This window comes from Mesorhizobium sp. WSM4821 (assembly GCF_055901555.1).
Genome location: NZ_CM148371.1, coordinates 1596490 through 1617710 on the forward strand (window position 1 = coordinate 1596490; position 21221 = coordinate 1617710).

Annotated in this window: 16 protein-coding genes and 1 pseudogene; 9 read left to right on the forward strand and 8 right to left on the reverse strand. The window is 63.2% G+C overall.

The features are described 5' to 3' along the window. Nucleotides 1–12: 12 nt before the first annotated feature. Both AC0NID_RS07570 and htpX read right to left on the reverse strand, forming a co-directional pair. Nucleotides 13–1407: an RsmB/NOP family class I SAM-dependent RNA methyltransferase gene (locus AC0NID_RS07570; RefSeq protein WP_473452311.1), complete on the reverse strand. Its 1395-nt coding sequence runs from the start codon at nucleotides 1405–1407 to the stop codon at nucleotides 13–15. Beyond that, entirely contained in the window at nucleotides 1398–2429 is a 1032-nt protein-coding gene (gene htpX / locus AC0NID_RS07575; protein ID WP_473452313.1) for a zinc metalloprotease HtpX, read from the reverse strand. Before htpX ends, AC0NID_RS07570 begins: the two co-directional genes overlap by 10 nt. A gap of 108 nt (nucleotides 2430–2537) precedes the next feature. On the opposite strand from htpX, the gene AC0NID_RS07580 reads away from it, so the two are divergent. Next, complete coding sequence (locus AC0NID_RS07580; protein ID WP_473452316.1) at nucleotides 2538–2777, forward strand: DUF1674 domain-containing protein; 240 nt, start codon at nucleotides 2538–2540, stop codon at nucleotides 2775–2777. Between the two features lie 165 nt (nucleotides 2778–2942). On the opposite strand, the gene AC0NID_RS07585 is transcribed toward AC0NID_RS07580, so the two are convergent. After that, nucleotides 2943–3644, reverse strand: coding sequence for an HAD-IA family hydrolase (locus AC0NID_RS07585; protein ID WP_473452318.1), 702 nt, complete (start codon nucleotides 3642–3644; stop codon nucleotides 2943–2945). A gap of 173 nt (nucleotides 3645–3817) precedes the next feature. Here AC0NID_RS07585 and AC0NID_RS07590 point away from each other — a divergent pair, with 173 nt between their 5' ends. The 4 genes and pseudogenes from AC0NID_RS07590 to AC0NID_RS07605 all read left to right on the forward strand — a co-directional run bounded on the left by AC0NID_RS07590 (nucleotide 3818) and on the right by AC0NID_RS07605 (nucleotide 9903). Continuing rightward, nucleotides 3818–4687 (forward strand): transglutaminase-like domain-containing protein, encoded by an 870-nt coding sequence (locus AC0NID_RS07590; RefSeq protein WP_473452320.1) that lies wholly within the window; start codon nucleotides 3818–3820, stop codon nucleotides 4685–4687. A 313-nt stretch (nucleotides 4688–5000) separates the two neighbouring features. Then, entirely contained in the window at nucleotides 5001–6422 is a 1422-nt protein-coding gene (locus AC0NID_RS07595; RefSeq protein WP_473452322.1) for a pilus assembly protein TadG-related protein, read from the forward strand. 424 nt (nucleotides 6423–6846) lie between these two features. Continuing rightward, nucleotides 6847–8110, forward strand: a pseudogene (locus tag AC0NID_RS07600) (class I SAM-dependent methyltransferase). Between the two features lie 401 nt (nucleotides 8111–8511). Beyond that, the gene (locus tag AC0NID_RS07605) at nucleotides 8512–9903 is read left to right on the forward strand and encodes an FAD-binding oxidoreductase (RefSeq protein WP_473452325.1); all 1392 of its coding nucleotides are present in this window, start codon (nucleotides 8512–8514) and stop codon (nucleotides 9901–9903) included. Nucleotides 9904–10207: 304 nt separating this feature from the next. Here AC0NID_RS07605 and AC0NID_RS07610 read toward each other — a convergent pair whose 3' ends face one another. Then, nucleotides 10208–10936, reverse strand: a complete 729-nt coding sequence (locus AC0NID_RS07610; RefSeq protein ID WP_473452327.1) for an MOSC domain-containing protein — start codon at nucleotides 10934–10936, stop codon at nucleotides 10208–10210. A 4-nt stretch (nucleotides 10937–10940) separates the two neighbouring features. Beyond that, nucleotides 10941–12896, reverse strand: coding sequence for an acetate--CoA ligase (gene acs, locus AC0NID_RS07615; protein WP_473452329.1), 1956 nt, complete (start codon nucleotides 12894–12896; stop codon nucleotides 10941–10943). Nucleotides 12897–13204: 308 nt separating this feature from the next. On the opposite strand from acs, the gene AC0NID_RS07620 reads away from it, so the two are divergent. After that, a complete protein-coding gene (locus AC0NID_RS07620) occupies nucleotides 13205–13477 on the forward strand; it encodes an usg protein (RefSeq protein WP_126035692.1) in 273 nt (90 codons plus the stop codon). Between the two features lie 236 nt (nucleotides 13478–13713). Here AC0NID_RS07620 and AC0NID_RS07625 read toward each other — a convergent pair whose 3' ends face one another. Further along, nucleotides 13714–14748, reverse strand: coding sequence for an aldo/keto reductase (locus AC0NID_RS07625; RefSeq protein ID WP_473452331.1), 1035 nt, complete (start codon nucleotides 14746–14748; stop codon nucleotides 13714–13716). 58 nt (nucleotides 14749–14806) lie between these two features. Then, a complete protein-coding gene (locus tag AC0NID_RS07630; RefSeq protein ID WP_473452333.1) occupies nucleotides 14807–15988 on the reverse strand; it encodes an MFS transporter in 1182 nt (393 codons plus the stop codon). Between the two features lie 140 nt (nucleotides 15989–16128). Between AC0NID_RS07630 and AC0NID_RS07635 the strand changes: the two genes are divergently transcribed. Next, nucleotides 16129–17037 (forward strand): LysR family transcriptional regulator, encoded by a 909-nt coding sequence (locus tag AC0NID_RS07635; RefSeq protein ID WP_473452335.1) that lies wholly within the window; start codon nucleotides 16129–16131, stop codon nucleotides 17035–17037. A 35-nt stretch (nucleotides 17038–17072) separates the two neighbouring features. On the opposite strand, the gene AC0NID_RS07640 is transcribed toward AC0NID_RS07635, so the two are convergent. Then, nucleotides 17073–17735 (reverse strand): YggS family pyridoxal phosphate-dependent enzyme, encoded by a 663-nt coding sequence (locus tag AC0NID_RS07640; protein WP_473452338.1) that lies wholly within the window; start codon nucleotides 17733–17735, stop codon nucleotides 17073–17075. A 146-nt stretch (nucleotides 17736–17881) separates the two neighbouring features. Between AC0NID_RS07640 and leuS the strand changes: the two genes are divergently transcribed. Beyond that, a complete protein-coding gene (gene leuS, locus AC0NID_RS07645) occupies nucleotides 17882–20572 on the forward strand; it encodes a leucine--tRNA ligase (RefSeq protein ID WP_473452340.1) in 2691 nt (896 codons plus the stop codon). Beyond that, on the forward strand, nucleotides 20559–21146 hold the full coding sequence (locus AC0NID_RS07650; RefSeq protein ID WP_473452342.1) for an LPS assembly lipoprotein LptE: 588 nt from the start codon (nucleotides 20559–20561) through the stop codon (nucleotides 21144–21146). The genes leuS and AC0NID_RS07650 overlap by 14 nt, the downstream gene beginning before the upstream one ends. Nucleotides 21147–21221: the final 75 nt, after the last annotated feature.

Sequence of the window (21221 nt, forward strand, 5' to 3'; positions counted from 1 at the left end):
AAATTTTCAGCGTCAGCCGGCTCTGCGCATGCGGGCGGCGAAGAAGCCGTCCTGGCCGGACCGTTCCGGCGAGCCAAGTTCGAGATCGGCGGGCGTGGTGCGCAACGTGCCTTGCGGCGTCAGGAAGGAGTCGATGCCGGCGATCTCGCCTGGACGGAGCGGATCGTCGACGATATCAGCCGTCCCGGCGAGGAAGGCGCGGTGAAGAGCCTCGCCCTCGAGCGGATCAAGCGAACAGTTGGAAAAGACGATGCGCCCGCCGGGCCTGACCAGGGTGACGGCGCGGGCGAGCAGCCTTGCCTGCAGATCGGCGAGCTTTTCGACGTCGGCAGCCGTCTTTGTCCAGGGCACGTCGGGATGCCGCCGCACCGTGCCGGTCGAAGAGCAGGGCGCATCGAGGAGAACGGCATCGAACAGCTCCTCCGGCTCGTATTTGAGCACATCGGCCTGGACGATCTCCGCGGCCAGACCGAGGCGTTCGAGATTCTGCGAGAGCCGCGCCAACCGGGTCTTCGAGGTGTCGACGGCGGTGACCTCGGCACCGCCAAGAATTAGCTGGGCGGTCTTGCCGCCGGGAGCGGCACAGAGATCGGCGATGCGCAAACCCTTTATGTCGCCGAAGAGCCGGGCCGGAAGGCTGGCGGCGGCATCCTGAACCCACCAGGCACCGTCCTCGAAGCCGGGCAGTTCGGTGACGGGGGCGCTGAGCTTCTCCACGCGCACGGTGCCGGTCGGCAGCACGATTCCGCCGAGGCGCTCGGCCCACAGCGCCGGATCGGACTTGACCGTGAAGTCGACCGGCGCCTCGTGCCGATGAGCGGCGAGAATTTGCCTGGCCTTGTCGACGCCATAGGCGGCTTTCAGCCGGTCGGAAAACCATTTTGGCGCTTCGTCGGTAGCAGCAAGCGCTGCGGTTAGCTCGACCTCTTTGGACCGCGCCAGCGTGCGCAGCACGCCGTTGACGAGACCGGAAAAACGCAGCGTGCGCGGGTCGGACTTGGCGTGGGTGACGGCAAGGTCGACGGCGGCGCTGTCGGGAATGTCGAGGAACAGGATCTGCGCCGCCGCCACATGCAGAACATGCGAAAGCGCGGTGGCGTTTGGTGGCAGCGGCTTTTCCAGGCGGCGGGCCAGCAGCCCTGATATGGTCATGCGGAAACGCAGCGCAGTGACCAGTATGGCGCGCACCAGCGCCCGGTCGCGCAAATCGAGCGCCTTGTATTGCGGATGGCCGTTCTCATGGTCGGTCAGCCCGTCAAGCGGCGTTCTCGCGTCGATGACGGCGGCAAGCAGCCGTGCCGCCGCCCTGCGCGCGGCAAGCCCGGCAACGGGCTCGCCGGCGCTCACGGCATTGTTTTCATGATCGCCTGAAATTCGGTGCCGGCGTTTCGATCCGCTCACGACCATGGACCCTTGGGTCCGGTCGGATTGCGGCCCCAGGGATTGGATTTCGGCCGGGTGGGTTCAGCCGGCGGCTGCTCAGGCTGCTGGGCTGCCTTTTCCCACGGGCCCGAAGGCCGCTGCTCGTTCGCCGCCGGCCGCGGCATCGGCAAATGCCGCTGAGCAGGGGCAGATGCGCCACCGGCCATGTCCCGCGCCATTGCCTGCAAGGCGGCTATGCGGTTGTCGGTGTTCGGGTGGGTGGAAAACAGACTGTCCATGCGCTCGCCGGAAAGTGGATTGATGATGAAGAGGTGGGCAGTCGCCGGATTGCGTTCCGCATCCGGGTTGCGGATGCGTTCGGCGCCGCGGGCGATCTTGTCAAGGGCCGAAGCGAGCCAAAGCGGGTTTCCGGCTATTTCGGCGCCGCGCCGGTCGGCCTCATATTCACGGGTACGGCTGACCGCCATCTGCACGATCATCGCGGCGAAGGGCGCCACGATCATCGCCACCAGCACGCCGACAAAGCCGAACGGATTGTTGCTGTCGCGGTTACCGCCGAAAAAGAAGGCGAAATTGCCTAGCATCGAGATCGCCCCGGCAAGCGTGGCGACGATCGTCATGGTCAGCGTGTCGCGGTGCTGCACATGGGCGAGCTCGTGCGCCATGACCGCCGCAACTTCTTCATGCGACAGCCGTTGCAGCAGGCCGGTGGTGGCGGCGACAGCGGCGTTTTGCGGGTTGCGGCCGGTGGCGAAAGCGTTGGGCTGCGGGTTGTCGATCAGGTAGGTTTTCGGCATCGGCAAGCCGGCCCGATTGGCTAGGCTCTGCACGATGGCGTAGTATTCCGGCGCGTTCCTTTCGTCGACCTCGACGGCGCGGTTCATCGACAGCACCATCTTGTCGGCGTTCCAGTAGCTGAACAGGTTCATGCCAGCGGCAATCAGCAAGGCGATCACCATGCCGCCCGATCCGCCGATCAGATAGCCGACGCCCATGAACAGCGCGGTCATCGCGGCCAAAAGCATGGCGGTGCGAAGTGTGTTCATTGTCTGCTCCGTTTCTGCCGGCTCTGCGTAAAAAGGGTCGATCCTTGTCGGCTCATCGCTATATGATGGGAAAGGCTATGCCCTGTTTCAATCGGCCGGGAATATCGCATGATCGACGAAACCAGTAAAACAGGCGAAACCAGCAGAACAAGTGCCGGTCCCGATCACGGCGCGCCGCACAAAACGCTGACGCCGGCGGCCCGCCGCGCTTTGGCGGAAGCGGAAGCACGGCGCCAACACTATAGCCAGCAGGAAGCCGCGATGCCCCGGGAGATCGGCGGCCGTGGCGGCAAGGAACCCGGCCGCTATGGCGACTGGGAGGTCAAGGGCCTGGCCAGCGATTTCTAGGGCGTTGATATTCAGGTGATGCCGGCCTGCGAATAGCGGGTTCCTGCGTTTCCGGCCTTCGCCGGCCGAAGCACTAATGGGCGGTCGTGGCAGTTAAGGCTACGGCCGGCGTAGGCCGGTACTGACGGATCCGAAAGTCCGCTCCGTTCCGGTTCTCGCAACCCACTATTCTCGGCTCGGCCTGACCTGAATCTCAACATGGCCTGAGCCCAGCCGCTCCGGCGCGAGCGCGATCCAGCCGCGGTCGTCAAGGGCGATGCCGATCGCGTCATAACCGGCGATCGCGGCGTGCGGCGTTTGCAGCGGATGCCGGTGCGTGGCGCTGATCACCACGACCGCAGCCCCTGCCGCCTCGGCCGCCGATATGCCGGCGGGCGCATCTTCGAAAACGAGGCAGTCGCGCGCATCGACGCCGAGCCGCTCGGCCGCCAGCCGGAAGCAATCGGGCGCCGGCTTGCCGCGGGAAACGTCCTCCGCCGCGACAAGAATGGCGGGAAGCGGGATGCCGGCGGCCGCGATGCGCAGGAGAGCGAGTTCGCGTGGTGCGGAGGTGACGATGGCCCAGCGCTCGGGCGGCAGCGACGCCAGAAACGCCGTGGCGCCGGCGATCGGGTGGATGCCGTCGACGTCGGCCGCCTCGGCCTGCAAAAGCGCATCGGCCTCGCGCATCGGATCGACGCCTGGAAGCGCCAGCCGAGCGATGGTCTCGATCGCCCGCACGCCGTGGATCGTCGGCAGGAATGCAGCAACGTCGAGACCTTGCCGATGTGCCCAATCCGCCCAGACCCTTTCTGCCGCGGCAATCGAATTGACCACCGTGCCGTCCATGTCGAACAGGAAGGCCGCGAATTTCTTGCCTGCGAACATGTGCTATCCTGAGGATCATTTCGGAGGGATCAAAGCATGTCGACAGACCGTAGCGTCGCGTCGGCTGCATGGGAAGGCGCGAGATCGCCTTTTCGACTATCCTAGGGAACCACGGTCTGCCTTCTCGCGTTGCTTACATTGTCTTCCACGACGCCTAAAAGGGGGGAGTTGCGATGCTGATTCGGCTCGGCTACGAAATTGCCATCGACTGTGTTGAAGCCACCCCGGTGATTTCGCTGCTCGAGATCCACAAGGATCGGCAGGCCGACATCAAGCGGCAGACGCGCGTGCTGACCTCGCCTTCGGTCCCGACCAGGCTCTATCACGACCTTTATGGCAATGCCTGCCGCCGCTTCACGGCGCCGGGCGGCGGCTTTCGCATTCTTTACGACGCCGTCGTCGAGGACAGCGGCGAGCCCGACGAGGTCAACACGCTGGCCAGGGAAGTGCCGGTGGCGGAGTTGCCGGACGACGTGCTCGGCTATCTGCTCGGCAGCCGCTATTGCGAGACCGATCATCTCGGCGATCTGGCTTGGCAGGTTTTCGGCCCTGTTCCACCCGGCTGGGCACGGGTGCAGGCGATCGTCGACTATGTCCACAACCGTCTGTCCTTCGGCTACGGCTATGCGCGCCCGACGCGCACGGCGGCGCAGGCGCATGAGGAGCGTGTCGGCGTCTGCCGCGACTTCGCTCATCTGGCGATCACGCTCTGCCGCTGCATGAACATCCCCGCTCGCTACGTGAACGGCTATCTCGGCGATATCGGCGTGCCGGTAGACCCGGCGCCGATGGATTTTTCGGCGTGGCTGGAAGTGTTCCTCGACGGCAAATGGTACACATTCGACCCCCGCCACAACATGCCAAGGATCGGTCGGGTCGTCATCGCGCGCGGCCGCGACGCCACCGACGTGCCGCTGCTGCACAGTTTCGGCCAGCACCGGCTTGGCCTGTTCAAGGTCTGGACCTACGAGCAGGAAAGCAATCTGTTCAACCCGCCCCATCGCGGCATCGACAAGACCGTCAGCGCGCAGATGCTGGCATAGGGCGCCAAGCGCGAACAGCGGGCGTCCCGTTGTGATGGTCGCCCCGCTTCGGCACAACGCGCCTGTGCCGGATCAGGACTGGGTTCTCGTACTCCACGGCAGACAGCGTGATCATGGTAAGCGCTTCGTAAACGAAATTGCCGCAGCGGCTTCTCGTTTACCGGTTGTTCACCTTGCCGCATTTCGAAACCAAGCAGAAACAACGGTTTGACGATGTGCCACCGGCTTTCGGCCCCTTAGCGGCGTCATCCGGCCGGAATCCTGCACTGCGCCTTCGCACGGCCTCGAGGTCGTGGCGAATGGAGGCAGAAGCATGCGGCATTTTGGGGGTCTTGTTCACGCGGTCAGCGGCTTTGCCGGGGATCGAAGCGGAAACTTCGCGGTTCTGCTCGGCATGGTCGCGTCGGTGCTGGCGCTGGGCGTCGGCTTTGGCGTCAACGTTTCCCAACTCTACAACGCCAAGTCGAGCCTGCAAGGCGTTGTCGACGCGGCGGTGACCTCGACGGCGCGCGACCTGACGACAGGCGTCATCAAGGAGGCCGATGCCAATAGGTCGGTGCAGGCGTTCCTCAACGCCAACAGCCAAGCCGGCATCCTGAGCGCCGGCCAGATCGTCCTCGACAAATTGACCGTCGACCGGACCGCCAACACGGTTCAGGCGGACGCCCATGTCGATGTCGGGTTTTACTTCCCGCTTTTCAGCATGGGCGATATGCAGCGCGTCAGGGCATCGACGACGGCGGTCTATTCGGACAAGACGATCGAAGTGGCGATGATGCTCGATGTGACCGGATCGATGGCCGCCAACTGGTGGGCCAAGACCGACAAAATTGGCGACCTGCAGGACGCGGCTTCGGGGGCTGTGGAGGATCTGCTGGACGAAAATCTTGATCCGAAAAATCCGCGCGTGCGCGTAGCGATCATTCCCTACGCCGAAGCGGTGAACACCGGCGGTCTCGCGGGCAGCGTCTTCGTTGAGCAAGCGGGTGGATCGGATGTGCCGCCGGCGGAGGGCACACCGATTTTGGTATCGTCGGGGACGCCACCTCGCGACAAATGCGCCACCGAGCGCAAGGACAAGGATGGCTATGCCGATTATTTGTCCGACGGGCCGTCCGAGCCACGCCTGAACAAGCAAGGCAAAACCTATCTGGCTAAAGTCAACCGCGACGATCACATGAAGACCTGCCCGAAACCGGAACTCATTCCGCTGACGGCCGACAAGCAAAAATTGCTCGACACGATTGCGGACTTCAAGGCGGATGGCGTGACCGCCGGCGGTATCGCGGCTCAATGGGGATACTATATGCTTTCACCCTCGTGGCGCTCGACCATTGTCAACGCCAGGCTGGGTGCCGGGCCTGCCAATTTCGACAAGAAAAAAGTTGCCAAGGTCGCCATCCTGATGACGGACGGCCAGTTCAATACGGCATTCGCCGGCGGGCGCGGTGCGCCAAAATCACAGAATGCGGGCCAGATGTCGCGAGGCAATGCCGAAAGCATCTGCAGCAACATGAAGCGCGATGGCATCGAGATATTCACGATCGGCTTTGATCTGAACAATCCGACAATGACGGTGACCGAGCGGGACCAGGCAAAGAGCGTGCTCAAGAACTGCTCTACAGCGGACACGTCTTTGCTGAAGCACTACTACGAGGCGGCCACGGGCACGGAATTGGCCGCCGCCTTCGACGAGATCACCCAGAACATCGAGAAACTTACCATCAAACGCTGACCTTCCCCGTTGGGCTGATACGCCAAACCAAAAGGAAAAGGCCGCCGCTTCTTTCGAAGCCGGCGGCCTTCCGTGTTTCCGTCCATGGCGCGGCCCATGGCGGCGACCTTCAGGTCACCTGCCGCGCATCTCGCGCCTTAACGGGAAGACTGCTTCCCGAAAGTGCAATCCGCTGAGGCCACGTTCTGGAAAACGAAATCACTCGACATCGGATCACCTCCTTTCGATCTGTTGAAAACAGCCCTCATGATGGGGTGCCGATCCGTAAATGGCAAGGCGGTGCGCCGAAAAATGTCGCGCGGCGCCTGCTCGCGGATCGGAATGGGTTGCGACCGGCCAATCGGACGGGCAAACTCCTGTCGGACCGCGCCAGCATTCGGAGCATGGGAGGAGGGCCCGGGAGGAGAGTCATGGGAGGAGCGGCATGGAGGCAGCGCACAGAGCCGCACGGATCGTCCGAACGGTCATCGAAACGCTGAAGCCGGGTTTCGCGGTGAAGCTCTGGACCGGCGAGCGGATCGGGCCTGCCACCGGCCCGGTGCTCACTATCAACGACCAGGACATCGTCTGGCAGGTGATACGCCGGCCCTCCTTCTCGACGCTGATCGAGATGTGGATTTCCAAGATCATCGACGTGGAAGACGGATCGCTGTTCGATGTCTACGCCCTGCCTTCGAGTGGCAAGCTCAGGACGAAGCTCAAGTCGCTGCCGAAAGCTGGCAGTCCTGCGCGACTTGCCAACCGTGCTGTTTTCGAGAAAACAGATGACGGACCGACCTTTCCGGGCACAACCCCTTCGTCAGTGGGTCGAACAGGCAAGCGATCCAGCATCACTACGATATTTCGAACGCCTTCTACGGGCTCTTCCTTGATGAACCATGGTCTATAGCTGCGGCTATTTCACCGATTTCGCCAACAGCATCGACCAGGCGCAGAAAGACAAGCTCGATCATATCTGCCGTAAGCTCCGGCTGAAGCCCGGCGAAAGGCTGCTCGATATCGGCTGCGGCTGGGGAGCCATGCTCATCCATGCCGCGAAATATTACGGTGTCGTCGGGCACGGCGTTTCGCTGTCGGAAGCCCAGACCCAGCTCGCCCGCGAGCGCATCCGCGCCGAGGGGCTGGAGGATCGCGTCACCATCGAGATAAAGTCCTATGCCGAGCTGTCCGGCTCCTTCGACAAAATATCGTCGATCGGCATGTTCGAGCATCTGGGGCTCGCCAACCACGCCGCCTATTTCTCGGCCAGCCACCGCCTGCTCGAACCGGGCGGAATCTATCTGCACCACGCCATCACCCGGCGCGACAACGGCAACATGAAGAAGACCTTGCGCAAGGGTCCGGAATTCAAGGCGCTGATCAAATACATCTTTCCCGGCGGCGAGCTGGACACGATCGGCATGACGCTCGGCAATCTCGAGGCGCACGGCTTTCTCGTCTACGACGTCGAGAATTTGCGCGAGCACTACGCCCGGACCTGCCGTCTCTGGGCCGAGCGCCTCCACGCACGCTTCGACGAAGCGATCGCCGAGGTCGACGAAGCCAGGGCGCGCCTCTGGCTGCTTTATCTCACCGGCTGTTCGATCACGTTCGAACGCGCCTCGGCACAGATATTCCAGACCGTCGTCACCAAGCGTGCGCGTGGGCCCAGCGGCCTGCCACCGACGCGGGCGGACCTTTACCGGTAGTTGGTTCAGGTCGTGAACTCATAAGCGCAACGGCCCAGCGGCCAGTGTTTGACGCCTTGGTTGCTGCGAGAATCGCTGCGAAGCCTGCTGGGGTCATTTTGGAGAGAATGTCGCCAGCGGCGTCTCTAGCGTTCGAGGATATCGAACTCCGCATTGGCCCGCTGCTTTTCGAACAGGCATCTCGGCCGACGACAGCCGACTGCAGCCCCAGGCCAAAAGCGTGCCGCGGGGCTGCGTGCCAGACACGGTGACCTGTCTGTGACGGCAACGCTTGCGACTAGTGGGCTCTGATCTGATCGAGGGTGTTTTGGCACATCACAAGCCCACCCGCTGGTGTTATGCTGCCTTTTGCCTCCGAGGCTTGGTCAATGCTGACGTGCAACGAGGCTGAGGAGGAGGACATGGCAGCGACGGGACTTCAAAACCGCAGTGGCGTGCGGATTGGCACCGATCTTATCGATGAGTTCGCCGTCGGGTTGGCTGGACGCTTAGTCCGGCCTGCTGATGCCGACTACGACGAGGCGCGCCGGATTTGGAACGCGGCAATCGACCGGCATCCGGGATTGGTTTCACGCTGCCTCGGTGTCGCCGATGTAATCCAAGCGGTGAAATTTGCGGCTAGGAACGACCTTCTCGTTGCGGTGCGTGGGGGCGGTCACAATGTCGCCGGGCGGGCACTATGCGACAACGGCATTGTTGTCGACCTCTCTGCCATGCGTGGCGTGCTGGTTGAGCCCAAGACGCGCACCGTGCGGGTGCAGGGCGGCGCGACCCTTGGCGACCTCGACCGCGAGACACATCTGCATGGGCTGGCGGTGCCGGTCGGCGTCGTGTCGAAGACCGGCGTTGCCGGGCTCACACTCGGCGGCGGCGTAGGCTGGCTGGTGCGCAAGCACGGGCTGAGTTGCGACAACGTGATCTCGTTTGAGCTGGTGACGGCGGAGGGACGCCTGCTGACGGCCAGCGCAGAAGAACACCCCGACCTCTTCTGGGCCTTACGCGGCGGAGGCGGCAATTTCGGCATCGTCACCTGCTTCACCTTCCGCGCGCAGCAAATATCCTCGGTGTTCGGCGGCCTGATTGTTCACGGCCGCGACAAGACCCGCGAACTGCTGCGCTTCTATCGCGACTTCATGGCCACGACACCGGAGGAACTGACTGCCTACGCGGCCATGTTGACGACGCCGGACGGCACGCCGGCGGTCGGCATAGTCGCTTGCTGGTGCGGAGACATGGAAGAAGGCGCACGCGTGCTGGCGCCGCTGCGAGCCTTCGGTCCGCCGCTGCTCGACGCCATACAGCCAATGCCCTACCCGTCGATGCAGAAGCTGCTGGACGGGGCATTCCCGGACGGCACCCACAATTACTGGAAGGCGAGCTTTGTTCCGCAACTTACCGATACGGTCATCGACCTGCTTGTTGAGCATGGAAACCGCATGGAGTCGCCTCTCTCGGCCTGTCTCGTGGAGTTCTACGGCGGCGCGCCAGGCCGGGTCAGTCGCGCGGACTCCGCCTTCGCCCAGCGGAACGCGGAATACAACATCGGGATGACTGCGCAGTGGACGGATCCGGCCGAAAGCGAAAGGCATATAGCCTGGGTGCGGGCCATGTACGATGCGTTCGAGCAGCATTCGAGTGGCATGCACCTCCTCAACTTTCAGAGCGAACCCGCGGACGACGTGATCCGTGCCTCTTTCGGTGACAATTACAGTCGGCTTGCCGAGGTAAAGCGGAAATATGATCCCATGAATTTTTTCAGCCTCAACCAAAACATCTCGGCCGCGGCACACTAGCTGCCCCTCATTAAAAAACCGAGGGAAGTTATCGACGCGTTCGTCCGGATGTCAGTGTGAATGGCAGCATATGGATACGCCGACGAATTGCCTCGTCGACGGCGGATAGTCCGGTGCGGTGTTTAGCGCTGCGAGGTCCGGTTCGGGGCACCCCTCGATACGCTGGCGAGCGAAAAAGCATCGAATCGAGCGGCATTGTTCAACGCCTTCTTGGGGTCTAATGCGCAGCGGTTTTGGGATAACGACATGCATAAAAACAAGAACTTAAAGCGCATCGCATGAATCCGTTCAAACGTGACGCGCTTTAGACCAACCGCATCGTCTCGCCGATTTCGACGCGGGCTGGCCGGTCGACGGTGCAGTAGACGCCGAGATTGTGCGCGTTGTGGCGGACCAGGCTGCGCAGGATCGCCGGATCGTCGTCGAAACCATCCTGGGCGATGATGGTGAAGCCGCAGCGGCGGCACGGCTCGGAGATTGTCAACAGCAGGTCGCCGATCGCCAGCTTGCGACCGATCCATTCCGTTTCCGGGAACGATCCCTCGACAGCCGCCATGTCGACGACGATGTTTGGGCGGAAGCGGCGCGGGTCGGCGGCACCGTCGGGATGCAGCGCCTTCAGGCGCGCCAACGAAGCGGTGGTCAGGAGGTGGACCGGAGCCTTGCGGTAGCGCTCCGCGGTAAGGGGACCGGCGTAGTCCGGCGCAGCATCTTGGCGAAACGGACGGATCGAGGCCTCGAAGCCGAGAAAGGCGGAAACAGCGCGGTCGCTTTCGGCCCCAGGCGCTGGCAGCCAATCGCTCTGTGGCGTCGCGATCTCCAGTTCGCGGGCTTGCGATAACCGGGTCCGGATGCGTGGCACCTTGTGCCATTTCGCCTCGCGATCGGGCCGTGCGATCTCATTGTTCGAGGCATCGACAAGGCCGAACAGGCGGTCGCCATCGATGGTTTCCAGACCGACCGAGATCACCTCCAGGCATTCGCCGGCGAGCGAACTCGCCGGATAGCGCCAAAGCCCGGTGACGGCGCCCATTGCATCAGGCCCTCTTGTTCTGCCGGTTGGCGACGAGGTCGTCGACCACCGCCGGATCGGCCAGCGTCGAGGTATCGCCGAGCGAGGCAAAATCGTCCTCGGCGATCTTGCGCAGGATGCGCCGCATAATCTTGCCCGAACGGGTTTTCGGCAGGCCCGGCGCGAACTGGATCTTGTCGGGTGTGGCGATGGCGCCGATGTCCTTTCGGACATGAGCGACGAGTTCCTTGCGCAACTCCTCGCCCGGCTGCTCGCCGGCCATCAGCGTGACGTAGCAATAGATGCCTTGGCCCTTGATGTCGTGCGGGTAGCCGACGACGGCGGCCTCGGAGACCTTGTCATGGCTGACCAGCGCGGATTCGACCTCGGCCGTACCCATGCGGTGGCCAGAGACGTTGATCACGTCGTCGACGCGGCCGGTTATCCAGTAATAGCCGTCGGCGTCGCGGCGGCAGCCGTCGCCGGTGAAGTATTTGCCCTTGTAGCTGGAAAAATAGGTCTGCACGAAGCGTTCGTGGTCGCCGTAGACGGTGCGCATCTGGCCCGGCCAGGAGTCGGTGATGCAAAGGTTGCCGTCAACGGCGCCTTCCAGCACCTTGCCGTCGCCGTCGACGAGCTGCGGCTGGACACCGAAGAAGGGCCGCGTCGCGGAGCCTGCCTTCAGGTCGGTGGCTCCGGGCAGCGGCGTAATCAGAATGCCGCCGGTTTCGGTCTGCCACCAGGTGTCGACGATCGGCACCTTGCCGTTGCCGACGACGTTGAAGTACCACTCCCAGGCTTCCGGATTGATCGGCTCGCCGACCGTGCCGAGCACGCGCAGCGATTTGCGCGACGTTTTGGCGACATGGGCGTCGCCGGCGCCCATCAGGGCGCGCAACGCCGTCGGCGCGGTGTAGAAGATGTTGACCTTGTGCTTGTCGATGACGTCCCAGAAGCGGGACTGCGACGGATAGTTCGGTACGCCTTCGAACATCAGCGTGGTGGCGCCGTTGGCGAGCGGCCCGTAAACGATATAGCTGTGGCCGGTGACCCAGCCGACATCGGCGGTGCACCAGTAGATATCGCCGTCATGGTAGTCGAAGACATACTGATGCGTCATCGAGACATAGACGAGATAGCCGGCAGTGGTGTGCAGCACGCCCTTCGGCTTGCCGGTCGAGCCCGACGTGTAGAGGATGAACAGCGGATCCTCGGCCTTCATCTTCTCCGGCCTGCATTCCGCCTTCACCGAAGCGATCTCGTCATGGTACCAGACGTCGCGCCCGGGAGCCCAGCCGACCTTGCCGCCGGTGCGGCGCACGACCACGACTTTGTTGACCATCACGAAATTCTTCGCAGCGATGTCGATCGCCTTGTCGGTGTTTTCCTTCAAGGGGATGGACTTGCCGCCGCGCAGGCCTTCGTCGGCGGTGATGACGAAAGTCGATTCGCAGTCGACGATGCGGCCGGCCAATGCATCCGGCGAAAAGCCGCCAAAGACCACCGAATGGATGGCGCCGATGCGCGTGCAGGCAAGCATCGCGTAGGCCGCTTCAGGGATCATCGGCATGTAGATGGTGACGCGGTCGCCCTTCTTGACGCCGTGCTTCTTCATGACATTGGCGAGCCGGCAGACATGCCCGTGGAGCTCGTTGTAGGTGATCTTCTTGTCGTCATAGGGATTGTCACCTTCCCAGATGATGGCGGTCTGGTCGCCACGCTTCTTGAGGTGCCGGTCGATGCAGTTCCAGGAAACGTTGGTCTGGCCGTCCTCGAACCATTTGATCGTGACCTTGCCGTTGAAGGAGGTGTTCTTGACCTTGCTGTAGGGCTTGAACCAGTCGATGCGCTTGCCGTGCTTGCCCCAGAACTTGTCCGGGTTCTTCACGCTGTCGGCATACCACTTCAAATAGGTGTCATTGTCGATCAGCGCGTTCTTCTTCCACGCCGGCTGGACGCGATGGACATGAACCTCGGACATTTTTTCACTTCCTCCCCGAAAACCAGGCCGCCCGGCTTGACCGCCGGCGGCATCGCGGCGAAGCGGCCGCGAATTCGCGCGCATTATTAACAGTTCCGCGGTGACGGCAACATTAGACGTTGGATTCGCGCGGCGGGATGCCGCAGAGGCTCTCTTCGGCGCTGTCAGCACTCAGGCTGTATCGCTGCTAACTACATGTTTTTGCGTGTTAAACCCAGCCTGAACCATAAAAAATCAATAGACGATTAAGCAAATAGCGCGCACTATTTCGCATTGGGAGGAAAGGAGAATCAACCCAGAGGACCGCAATGCGCGACCAATCCGAGATGGACCTGATGCTCAAGGGCTATGGCTTGACCACGGCCAAGATACTCTATCATTTTCCCGATCATCCGCATCTGCTGCAGAGCTTCATCTGGCAGGATTACGACATCGCTCCGAAATTTCCGGTGCTGATCCGGTTCATCGAGTTCTGGCAGACCAGGCTCGACGGTCCGCTGCATTCGGTGAGCTATACGCACCAGAAGCTGATCGCGCCCAATGAATGGCACAAGGTCGACGGCGAGTTCGTGCTGCATTAGGGCGTGCCGATATTCAAATGAGGCCGGCCTGCGAATGGCGGTTTCCTGCGCTTCCGGCCTTCGCCGGCCGAAGCACTCAATGAGCGGTCGTGGTAGTCAAGGCTACGGCCGGCGTAGGCCGGTGCTCACATACTTTAAGTACGCTCCGTTCCGGTTCTCGGAAACCACCATTCTCGACTCGGCCTCACCTGGATCTCAACACGCCCTATCCCGGACGTTTGATGTATCGAGCGGGGTCAAACCGCCGGCGGGCTGAGCCGGGCAAAGCCTTCCTGCCGGCGATACGGAAAGTACGGGTAGGGCGCGGTGACTTCGCTTGCCGTGTCGAGCTTCTTCATCTGATCCGATGTCAATGACCAGCCGACGGCGCCGAGGTTCTGGCGCAGCTGTTCCTCGTTGCGCGCGCCGATGATGACGGAGGCGACTGTCGGCCGCTGCAGCAGCCAGTTGATGGCGATCTGCGGCACGGTCTTGCCGGTTTCCTTGGCCAAGGCGTCGAGCGCATTGACAACCCGGTAGAGCTGCTCGTCCTCGACCGGGGGTCCGAAGCTTGCGGTGTCGTGCAGCCGGCTTTTTTCCGGCAGCGGCTCGCCGCGGCGGATCTTGCCGGTCAGGCGACCCCAGCCGAGCGGACTCCACACGAGCGCGCCGACACCCTGGTCGAGGCCGAGCGGCATCAACTCCCATTCATAGTCGCGCCCGACCAGCGAGTAGTAGACCTGATGGGCGACGTAGCGCGGATAGCCGTGCCTGTCGGCCAGGCCGAGCGATTTCATCACTTGCCAGCCGGAGAAGTTGGAGACGCCGACATAGCGCAGCTTGCCGGCGCGCACGAGACTATCCAGCGTCGACAGCACCTCCTCGATCGGGGTTGCGGCGTCGAAGGCGTGCAGTTGCAGCAGGTCGATGTAATCGGTGCCGAGACGGTTCAGCGCGTCCTCGACGGCCTTGATGAGGCGCGAACGGGACGAGCCGGCATCGTTGGGTCCATCGCCCATCGGCAGCGAGGTCTTGGTCGAGATCAGCACGGCATCGCGGCGGCCCTTGATGGCCGCGCCGAGCACCTCTTCGGAGGCGCCGTTCGAATAGACGTCGGCGGTGTCGAACAGGTTGACGCCGGCCTCCAGGCAGATGTCGACCAGTCGCCGCGCCTCCGTCGCATCGCTGTTGCCCCAGGCGCCGAACAGCGGCCCCGAACCGCCGAAGGTTCCAGCGCCGAACGAGAGAGCCGGGACCTTCAGGCCCGATGCGCCAAGACGTCGATAATCCATGGTTTTGCTCCTTGATGATGTCGGAAGATTTTTTGAAGAGCGGTTGAGGTTTGCCGACCTACGACCGCGCGATTTCTGGTGCTGTGAGGACGGGATTTCGGTCGAGGCGTAGCGCCAGCGCAGCCACGACCAGCGCCGAGAGCGGCAGCAGCGCCGCGACCCAGGTGACTGCGCCAAGGCCGGGACCATGGGCGATGACGACGCCGCCGAGCCAGGCGCCGGCGGCGTTGCCGAGATTGAAGGCGGCGATGTTGAAGGACGAGGCGAGGCTCTGGCCGGCTCCTTCAGCCTCTTCCAGCACCCACATCTGCAGCGGCGCCACGGTTGCGAAGGCGGCGGCGCCGAGCAGGCCGACATAGATGACGGCCATCGCCCGGCTATGCAGGGCGAAGGTCATCGTGCCGAGCACCAGCACCAGCACGACGAGGGTGCCGAGAACCGAAGGCACCAGCCAGCGGTCGGCGAAACTGCCGCCGAGCAGATTGCCGGCAATGAGGCCGCCGCCGAAGACAAGCAGGATCGGCGACACGGCTGCTTCCCCAAAACCGGTGATCTCTGTCAGCAAGGGGGCGATATAGGTGAAGACTGCAAAGACGCCGGCATAGCCAAGCACTGTGGTGGCGAAACCAAGCAGGACCGGCGCACGGCCGAGCACGGCGAGATCGCCGCGCAGGTCGCTCTTTTCCGGCGCCGCCTTGCCGCGCGGCACCAAGAGCAGAATGATGGCGAAGGCCGCTATCCCGACCAGGGTCACCGCCCAGAACGTTGCGCGCCAGCCGAAGGCCTCGCCGAGCCAGGTGCCGAAGGGCACGCCGAGAATGTTGGCGATGGTCAGGCCGGTGAACATCAGGGCAATCGCCGAGGCCTTCTTGTTGGGCGGCACCAGTCCCGTCGCCACCACCGAGCCGACGCCGAAGAAGGTGCCGTGGGCGAAGGCGGTGAGCACGCGGGCACCCATCAGCGTCCAGTAGCCGGGAGCGAGCGCACAGGCGAGGTTGCCCAGCGTGAAGATCGCCATCAGCGCCAGGAGCACGGCCTTGCGCGGCCAGCGGCCGGTGGCGATCGTCAGCAACGGCGCGCCAATGACGACGCCCAGCGCATAGCCGGTGATCAACTGACCGGCGGCCGAGATCGAGACGCCGAGATCGGTGCTGACGTCGAGCAGCAGGCCCATGATGACGAATTCGGTGACGCCGATGCCGAAGGCGCCGGCGGCGAGGGCATAAAGGGCAAGAGGCATGGTAATCTTCCGGTTCGGTTGATGGCCCGTTTTGCGACGGGGCGTCCGTGTCCCGCCACGCCCCGACCCGGAAAATCGGGTCGCGATGGGCTGTGAACCAGCCTTGCGCCGGGCACATCGTTTGTGAAATAGATTCACGAATGGCGAGACCAGACATCAACCGCTCCGGCGAGATCGAAGTGTTCGTCCGCGTTGTCGAGGCGGGCAGCTTTTCGGCCGCCGCTCGCGCCTTGCGGATGACGCCGTCGGCGGTAAGCAAATTGATCGCACGGCTGGAAGCACGCCTTGGCGCGCGGCTCGTCAGCCGTTCGACGCGAAAGCTGCAACTGACACCGGAAGGGGCGGCCTTCTTCGACAGCGGCGTGCGCATCCTGGCCGAGATGGCGGCAGCCGAGCGCGAGGCGGCGGCGGGCGCCGCACCCCGCGGGCGGCTGCGGGTCAACAGCTACGTACCTTTCGGGCAGCACCGGCTGATCCCCCTTCTGCCGCGCTTCCTCGAACGCTATCCGGAAATTGCCGTTGATCTGGTTTTGACCGACAGCGTCATCGACCTGATGGAGGAGCGCGCCGATGTCGCCATCCGCGCCGGGCCGCTTGGCGAATCACGCCTGGTGGCGCGCAAGCTCGGGCAAAGCCCGGCGATTGTCGTCGCCGCGCCATCCTATCTCGGCACACATGGCACGCCGCGGACGCCGGCCGATCTCGAACGCCACAATCGGATGGGTTTCTGCTTCGTGCGGCATATCGACGGCTGGCTTTTCAATGACGGAACCGGCGGAAACGTCGTTGTTCCGACGATTGGGAATGCGCTAGTCAGCGACGGCGAGGCGATGCGGCTGATGGCGCTCTCCGGGACAGGAATCGCCCGGCTGACGCGCTGGCACGTGGAGCCCGACATCGCCGCCGGCCGGCTGGTGCCGCTTCTGGAGGACTTCAACCCCGGCGACGAGGAGCTCACCCACGCCGTCTATGTCGGGCAGGGGAAGCATTTGCCGGCTCGGGTGCGGGCCTTTCTCGACTTTTTGGTCGAGACTGTCCGGCTGGGCTGAACGGGAATCAACAGGCCTGTGGTCGGGCCTGTCCGCTAACGGCTGCCGAAAATCGCCGAGCCGACCCTGACGCTGGTTGCGCCGAAGGCGATCGCCGTCTCGTAATCGCCCGACATGCCCATGGAGAGCTTTTCGAGACCGGCCTCACGCGCAAGTTTCTCCAGCAGCGCAAAATGCGGGCCGGGATTCTCGTCGGCCGGCGGAATGCACATCAGGCCCTTGATGACGAGGCCGTGGACCGCGCGGCAGCGGGCGACGAAGGCGACGGCCTCGCGCGGTTGGATGCCGGCCTTTTGCGGCTCCGAGCCGGTGTTGACCTGGACGTAGAGGCTTGGCGACCGGCCTTGCCTGGCGATTTCCTTGGCGAGTTCGGCCGCGATCTTCTCGCGATCGACCGTCTCGATGACGTCGAACAGCGCGACCGCTTCCTTCGCCTTGTTCGATTGCAGCGGACCGATCAGATGCAGCTCGATATCGGGGAAGGCTTCCTTGAGCGCCGGCCATTTGGCCTGCGCTTCCTGCACACGGTTCTCGCCGAAGACACGCTGGCCGGCCTCGATGACCGGGCGGACATCTTCCGCCCCGAAGGTCTTCGACACCGCGACCAGCGTGACCGCTCCAGCCCCGCGGTCGGCCGCCTGCTCGGCGGCGGCGATCTTCGTTCTGACCGCAAAAAGCTGTTCGACGGCGCTCGTCATGCCCATACCCAGTATCTGTTTGTGCTCTCCGCCGGGTCGCCGCAGTTGACGGGTCCGGCAATCCATGGTGAACACCGCGACGACATTTCCCTCGGCCGCCGGGCATGTCCGGCGGCTAGCGCATGCTTTTAAGTGAAAAACATCCGATGGCAACCGAACGATACAATCCGCGCGCGTCAGAGCCCAAATGGCAGAAGGCCTGGGACGCCAAGAAGCTGTTTGAAGCGCACAACGACGACTCGCGCCCGAAATACTACATGCTGGAGATGTTCCCCTATCCGTCGGGGCGCATCCATATCGGCCATGTGCGCAACTATACGATGGGCGACGTGGTGGCGCGCTACAAGCGGGCCAAGGGCTTCAACGTGCTGCACCCGATAGGCTGGGATGCCTTCGGGCTGCCGGCCGAAAACGCGGCGCGCGACAACAATGTTAATCCACGCGACTGGACCTACGCCAATATCAAAACGATGAAAGGCCAGTTGAAGTCGATGGGTCTGTCTTGGGACTGGGCCCGCGAATTCGCCACCTGCGATGCGAGCTACTACAAGCACCAGCAGAAGATGTTCCTGGATTTCTGGAAGGCCGGGCTGGCCGAGCGCAAATCGGCGAAGGTCAACTGGGACCCAGTCGATATGACGGTGCTCGCCAACGAACAGGTCATCGACGGGCGCGGCTGGCGATCCGGCGCACTGGTCGAGCAGCGCGACCTGACGCAATGGTTCTTCAAGATTACCTCGATGGCGCAGGAATTGCTGGACGGCCTGTCGACGCTGGAGCGCTGGCCGGACAAGGTCAAGCTGATGCAGGCCAACTGGATCGGCCGCTCAGAAGGCCTGCTGATACGCTGGCCGCTGGCTGCCGCTACGGCGCCCGCCGGCGAGCCCGAACTTGAGGTCTACACGACCCGGCCCGACACTATTTTCGGCGCCTCGTTCATGGCAATTGCGGCAGACCATCCGCTGGCGAGAAGGGCTGCGGAAGACAACGCCGAGCTGGCCGCCTTCATCAAGGATATCAAGCGCGGCGGTACGGCGACTGCCGAGATCGAGACAGCCGAGAAGAAGGGATTTGATACCGGCATCCGAGTCGTTCATCCGTTTGACGAGAGCTGGACGCTGCCCGTTTATGTCGCGAACTTCGTGCTGATGGACTATGGCACGGGTGCCATCTTCGGCTGCCCGTCTGGCGATCAGCGCGATCTCGACTTCGCCAATAAATACGGGCTGCCGGTCATTCCGGTGGTGATGCCGGAAGGCGCCGACGCCAGGACCTTCCAGATCACTGAGGAGGCCTATACCGACGACGGCGTGATGATCAATTCGCGCTTCCTTGATGGTATGAAGCCACAGGCCGCATTCGATGAGGTCGCGACCAGGCTGTCAGGCATCGCTATCGGCAATCGGCCGCAGGCTGAGCGCAAGGTGCAGTTCCGGCTGCGCGATTGGCTGGTCTCGCGCCAACGTTGTTGGGGCGCGCCAATCCCGGTGATCTATTGCGACGATTGCGGCGCCGTGCCCGTGCGCGCCGAGAATTTGCCGGTTGAGTTGCCGGATCACCTGTCCTTCGACAAGCCAGGCAATCCGCTAGACAATCACCCGACGTGGAAGCATGTCGACTGTCCGCAATGTGGCAAGCCGGCGCGACGCGACACCGATACGATGGACACGTTTGTTGATTCATCCTGGTATTTCGCACGCTTCACAGACCCGTGGAACGAGGCTGCGCCAACGACGATGACCGCGGTCGACGGCAAGAACGGCTGGCTGCCGGTCAACCAATATATCGGCGGTGTCGAGCATGCGATCCTGCACCTGCTCTATTCGCGCTTCTTCACCCGCGCCATGAAGGCGACCGGCCATCTCAATGTGGTCGAAGAGCCGTTCGATGGCCTGTTTACCCAAGGCATGGTTGTGCACGAGACCTACCGTATCGGCAGCGGCGCCAGCGGCCAGTATGTCACTCCGGCGGAGGTCAGGGTTGACATGGTCGAAGGGGAGCGAAAGGCGGCTTTGATCAGCGACGGCACGCCGGTAGAGATCGGCGCGATCGAGAAAATGTCGAAGTCGAAGAAGAATGTCGTCGATCCCGATGATATCTTGGCAAACTACGGCGCTGATACCGCACGCTGGTTCGTGCTGTCCGACTCGCCGCCCGACCGCGACGTGATTTGGACGGAAGCTGGCGTCGAGGGCGCACACCGCTTCGTGCAGCGCGTCTGGCGTCAGGTATCGGAGGCAGCGCCCGCGCTGGCAGGGGTATCACCTGCACAAGGCGTTTCCGGTCCTGCGCTTGAACTGTCGCGTATGGCCCATCGTGCCGCCAAGCAGGTGGCGGAGGATATTGAGAGGATCGCCTTCAACAAAGGCATCGCGCGGCTCTATGAATTGGTCAATGCTATCCAGGCGCTTGCGCCCGCCGGCGCCTTCACGGCCAGCAAAAGTGAGCTCAGCGGGGCCAATGTCTTGGGTGGCAGAAGTCTGAACCCGGAAAATGCTCCAGCGTTGCGTCAGGCACTGGAAATGCTGGTCATCATGATCGCACCCATGATGCCGCATCTGGCTGACGAATGCTGGTCAACCTTGGGCGGGACAGGATTTGTCGCCGAACGGCCCTGGCCGGCCTATGACCCGTCGCTTGTCGTCGACAGCGAGATCGTGCTGCCGGTCCAGGTCAACGGCAAGAAGCGCGGGGATTTGACAATCGCCCGCGACGCAGACCAAGGTGCGGTCGAAAAAGCGGTTCTGGCCCTCGACTTCGTGCAGAAGGCGCTCGAAGGTAAGGCGCCGCGCAAGGTGATCATCGTTCCGCAGAGGATCGTCAATGTCGTTGCCTGATCCGAGGAAGACAGAAGTGACGCGTTTGCTGCGCCGTGCCTCGCTTTGCGGCCTGATCGCTTTCGTTACGCTGGTTTCGGCCTGCACGGTGCGCCCGCTCTATTCGAGCGCGCCGCTGTCCGCCGGCTCGCAAGCCGGGGCTGCCGCCGAGCTCCGATCCATCTCGATCAAGCCGGTCGAGACCCGCTACGCCCAGCAGGTCCGCAACAATCTGATCTTCGCACTCGGTCAAGGAGCGGGCGAGCCGGCTTCGCCGGCCTATTCGCTCGATCTCGGCGTCGCCGAACTTGTCGAGTCCGAGGCATTCGTGCGAACCCAGACCGATGAAAATGAGGCGACGGCGGGCACGGTGACACTGACCGCGTCCTATGCGCTGACCGACGCCAAGACCGGCACGACCATCGCGACCGGCAAGCGCTCGATAACGTCGTCGTTCGACAAGCCGCGTCAGGAGTTCGCCTCCTACAGGGCGCAGATCGACGCCGAGAACCGCGCAGCGCGCGAACTGGCGGACCTGCTGCGCCTGTCGATCGCCCAGGATCTGGTCAAGCACGGCAAGACAGTGGCGGGTTAAAACGTTTCCGACCTGGATCGAGACGTTCTAAATGTCGCCGAGATCTGGTTGCAGGACGCAAAAAGGCCGATTGCT

Coding starts and splice junctions, on each gene's coding strand:
- AC0NID_RS07585 (WP_473452318.1), bottom strand. CDS start 3,644: ATGTTCGCAGGCAAGAAATTCGCGGCCTTCCTGTTCGACATGGACGGC.
- AC0NID_RS07595 (WP_473452322.1), top strand. CDS start 5,001: ATGCGGCATTTTGGGGGTCTTGTTCACGCGGTCAGCGGCTTTGCCGGG.
- AC0NID_RS07610 (WP_473452327.1), bottom strand. CDS start 10,936: ATGGGCGCCGTCACCGGGCTTTGGCGCTATCCGGCGAGTTCGCTCGCC.
- AC0NID_RS07625 (WP_473452331.1), bottom strand. CDS start 14,748: ATGGATTATCGACGTCTTGGCGCATCGGGCCTGAAGGTCCCGGCTCTC.
- leuS (WP_473452340.1), top strand. CDS start 17,882: ATGGCAACCGAACGATACAATCCGCGCGCGTCAGAGCCCAAATGGCAG.
- AC0NID_RS07630 (WP_473452333.1), bottom strand. CDS start 15,988: ATGCCTCTTGCCCTTTATGCCCTCGCCGCCGGCGCCTTCGGCATCGGC.
- AC0NID_RS07605 (WP_473452325.1), top strand. CDS start 8,512: ATGGCAGCGACGGGACTTCAAAACCGCAGTGGCGTGCGGATTGGCACC.
- htpX (WP_473452313.1), bottom strand. CDS start 2,429: ATGAACACACTTCGCACCGCCATGCTTTTGGCCGCGATGACCGCGCTG.
- AC0NID_RS07590 (WP_473452320.1), top strand. CDS start 3,818: ATGCTGATTCGGCTCGGCTACGAAATTGCCATCGACTGTGTTGAAGCC.
- AC0NID_RS07570 (WP_473452311.1), bottom strand. CDS start 1,407: ATGGTCGTGAGCGGATCGAAACGCCGGCACCGAATTTCAGGCGATCAT.
- AC0NID_RS07640 (WP_473452338.1), bottom strand. CDS start 17,735: ATGACGAGCGCCGTCGAACAGCTTTTTGCGGTCAGAACGAAGATCGCC.
- AC0NID_RS07580 (WP_473452316.1), top strand. CDS start 2,538: ATGATCGACGAAACCAGTAAAACAGGCGAAACCAGCAGAACAAGTGCC.
- AC0NID_RS07635 (WP_473452335.1), top strand. CDS start 16,129: ATGGCGAGACCAGACATCAACCGCTCCGGCGAGATCGAAGTGTTCGTC.
- AC0NID_RS07650 (WP_473452342.1), top strand. CDS start 20,559: ATGTCGTTGCCTGATCCGAGGAAGACAGAAGTGACGCGTTTGCTGCGC.
- acs (WP_473452329.1), bottom strand. CDS start 12,896: ATGTCCGAGGTTCATGTCCATCGCGTCCAGCCGGCGTGGAAGAAGAAC.
- AC0NID_RS07620 (WP_126035692.1), top strand. CDS start 13,205: ATGCGCGACCAATCCGAGATGGACCTGATGCTCAAGGGCTATGGCTTG.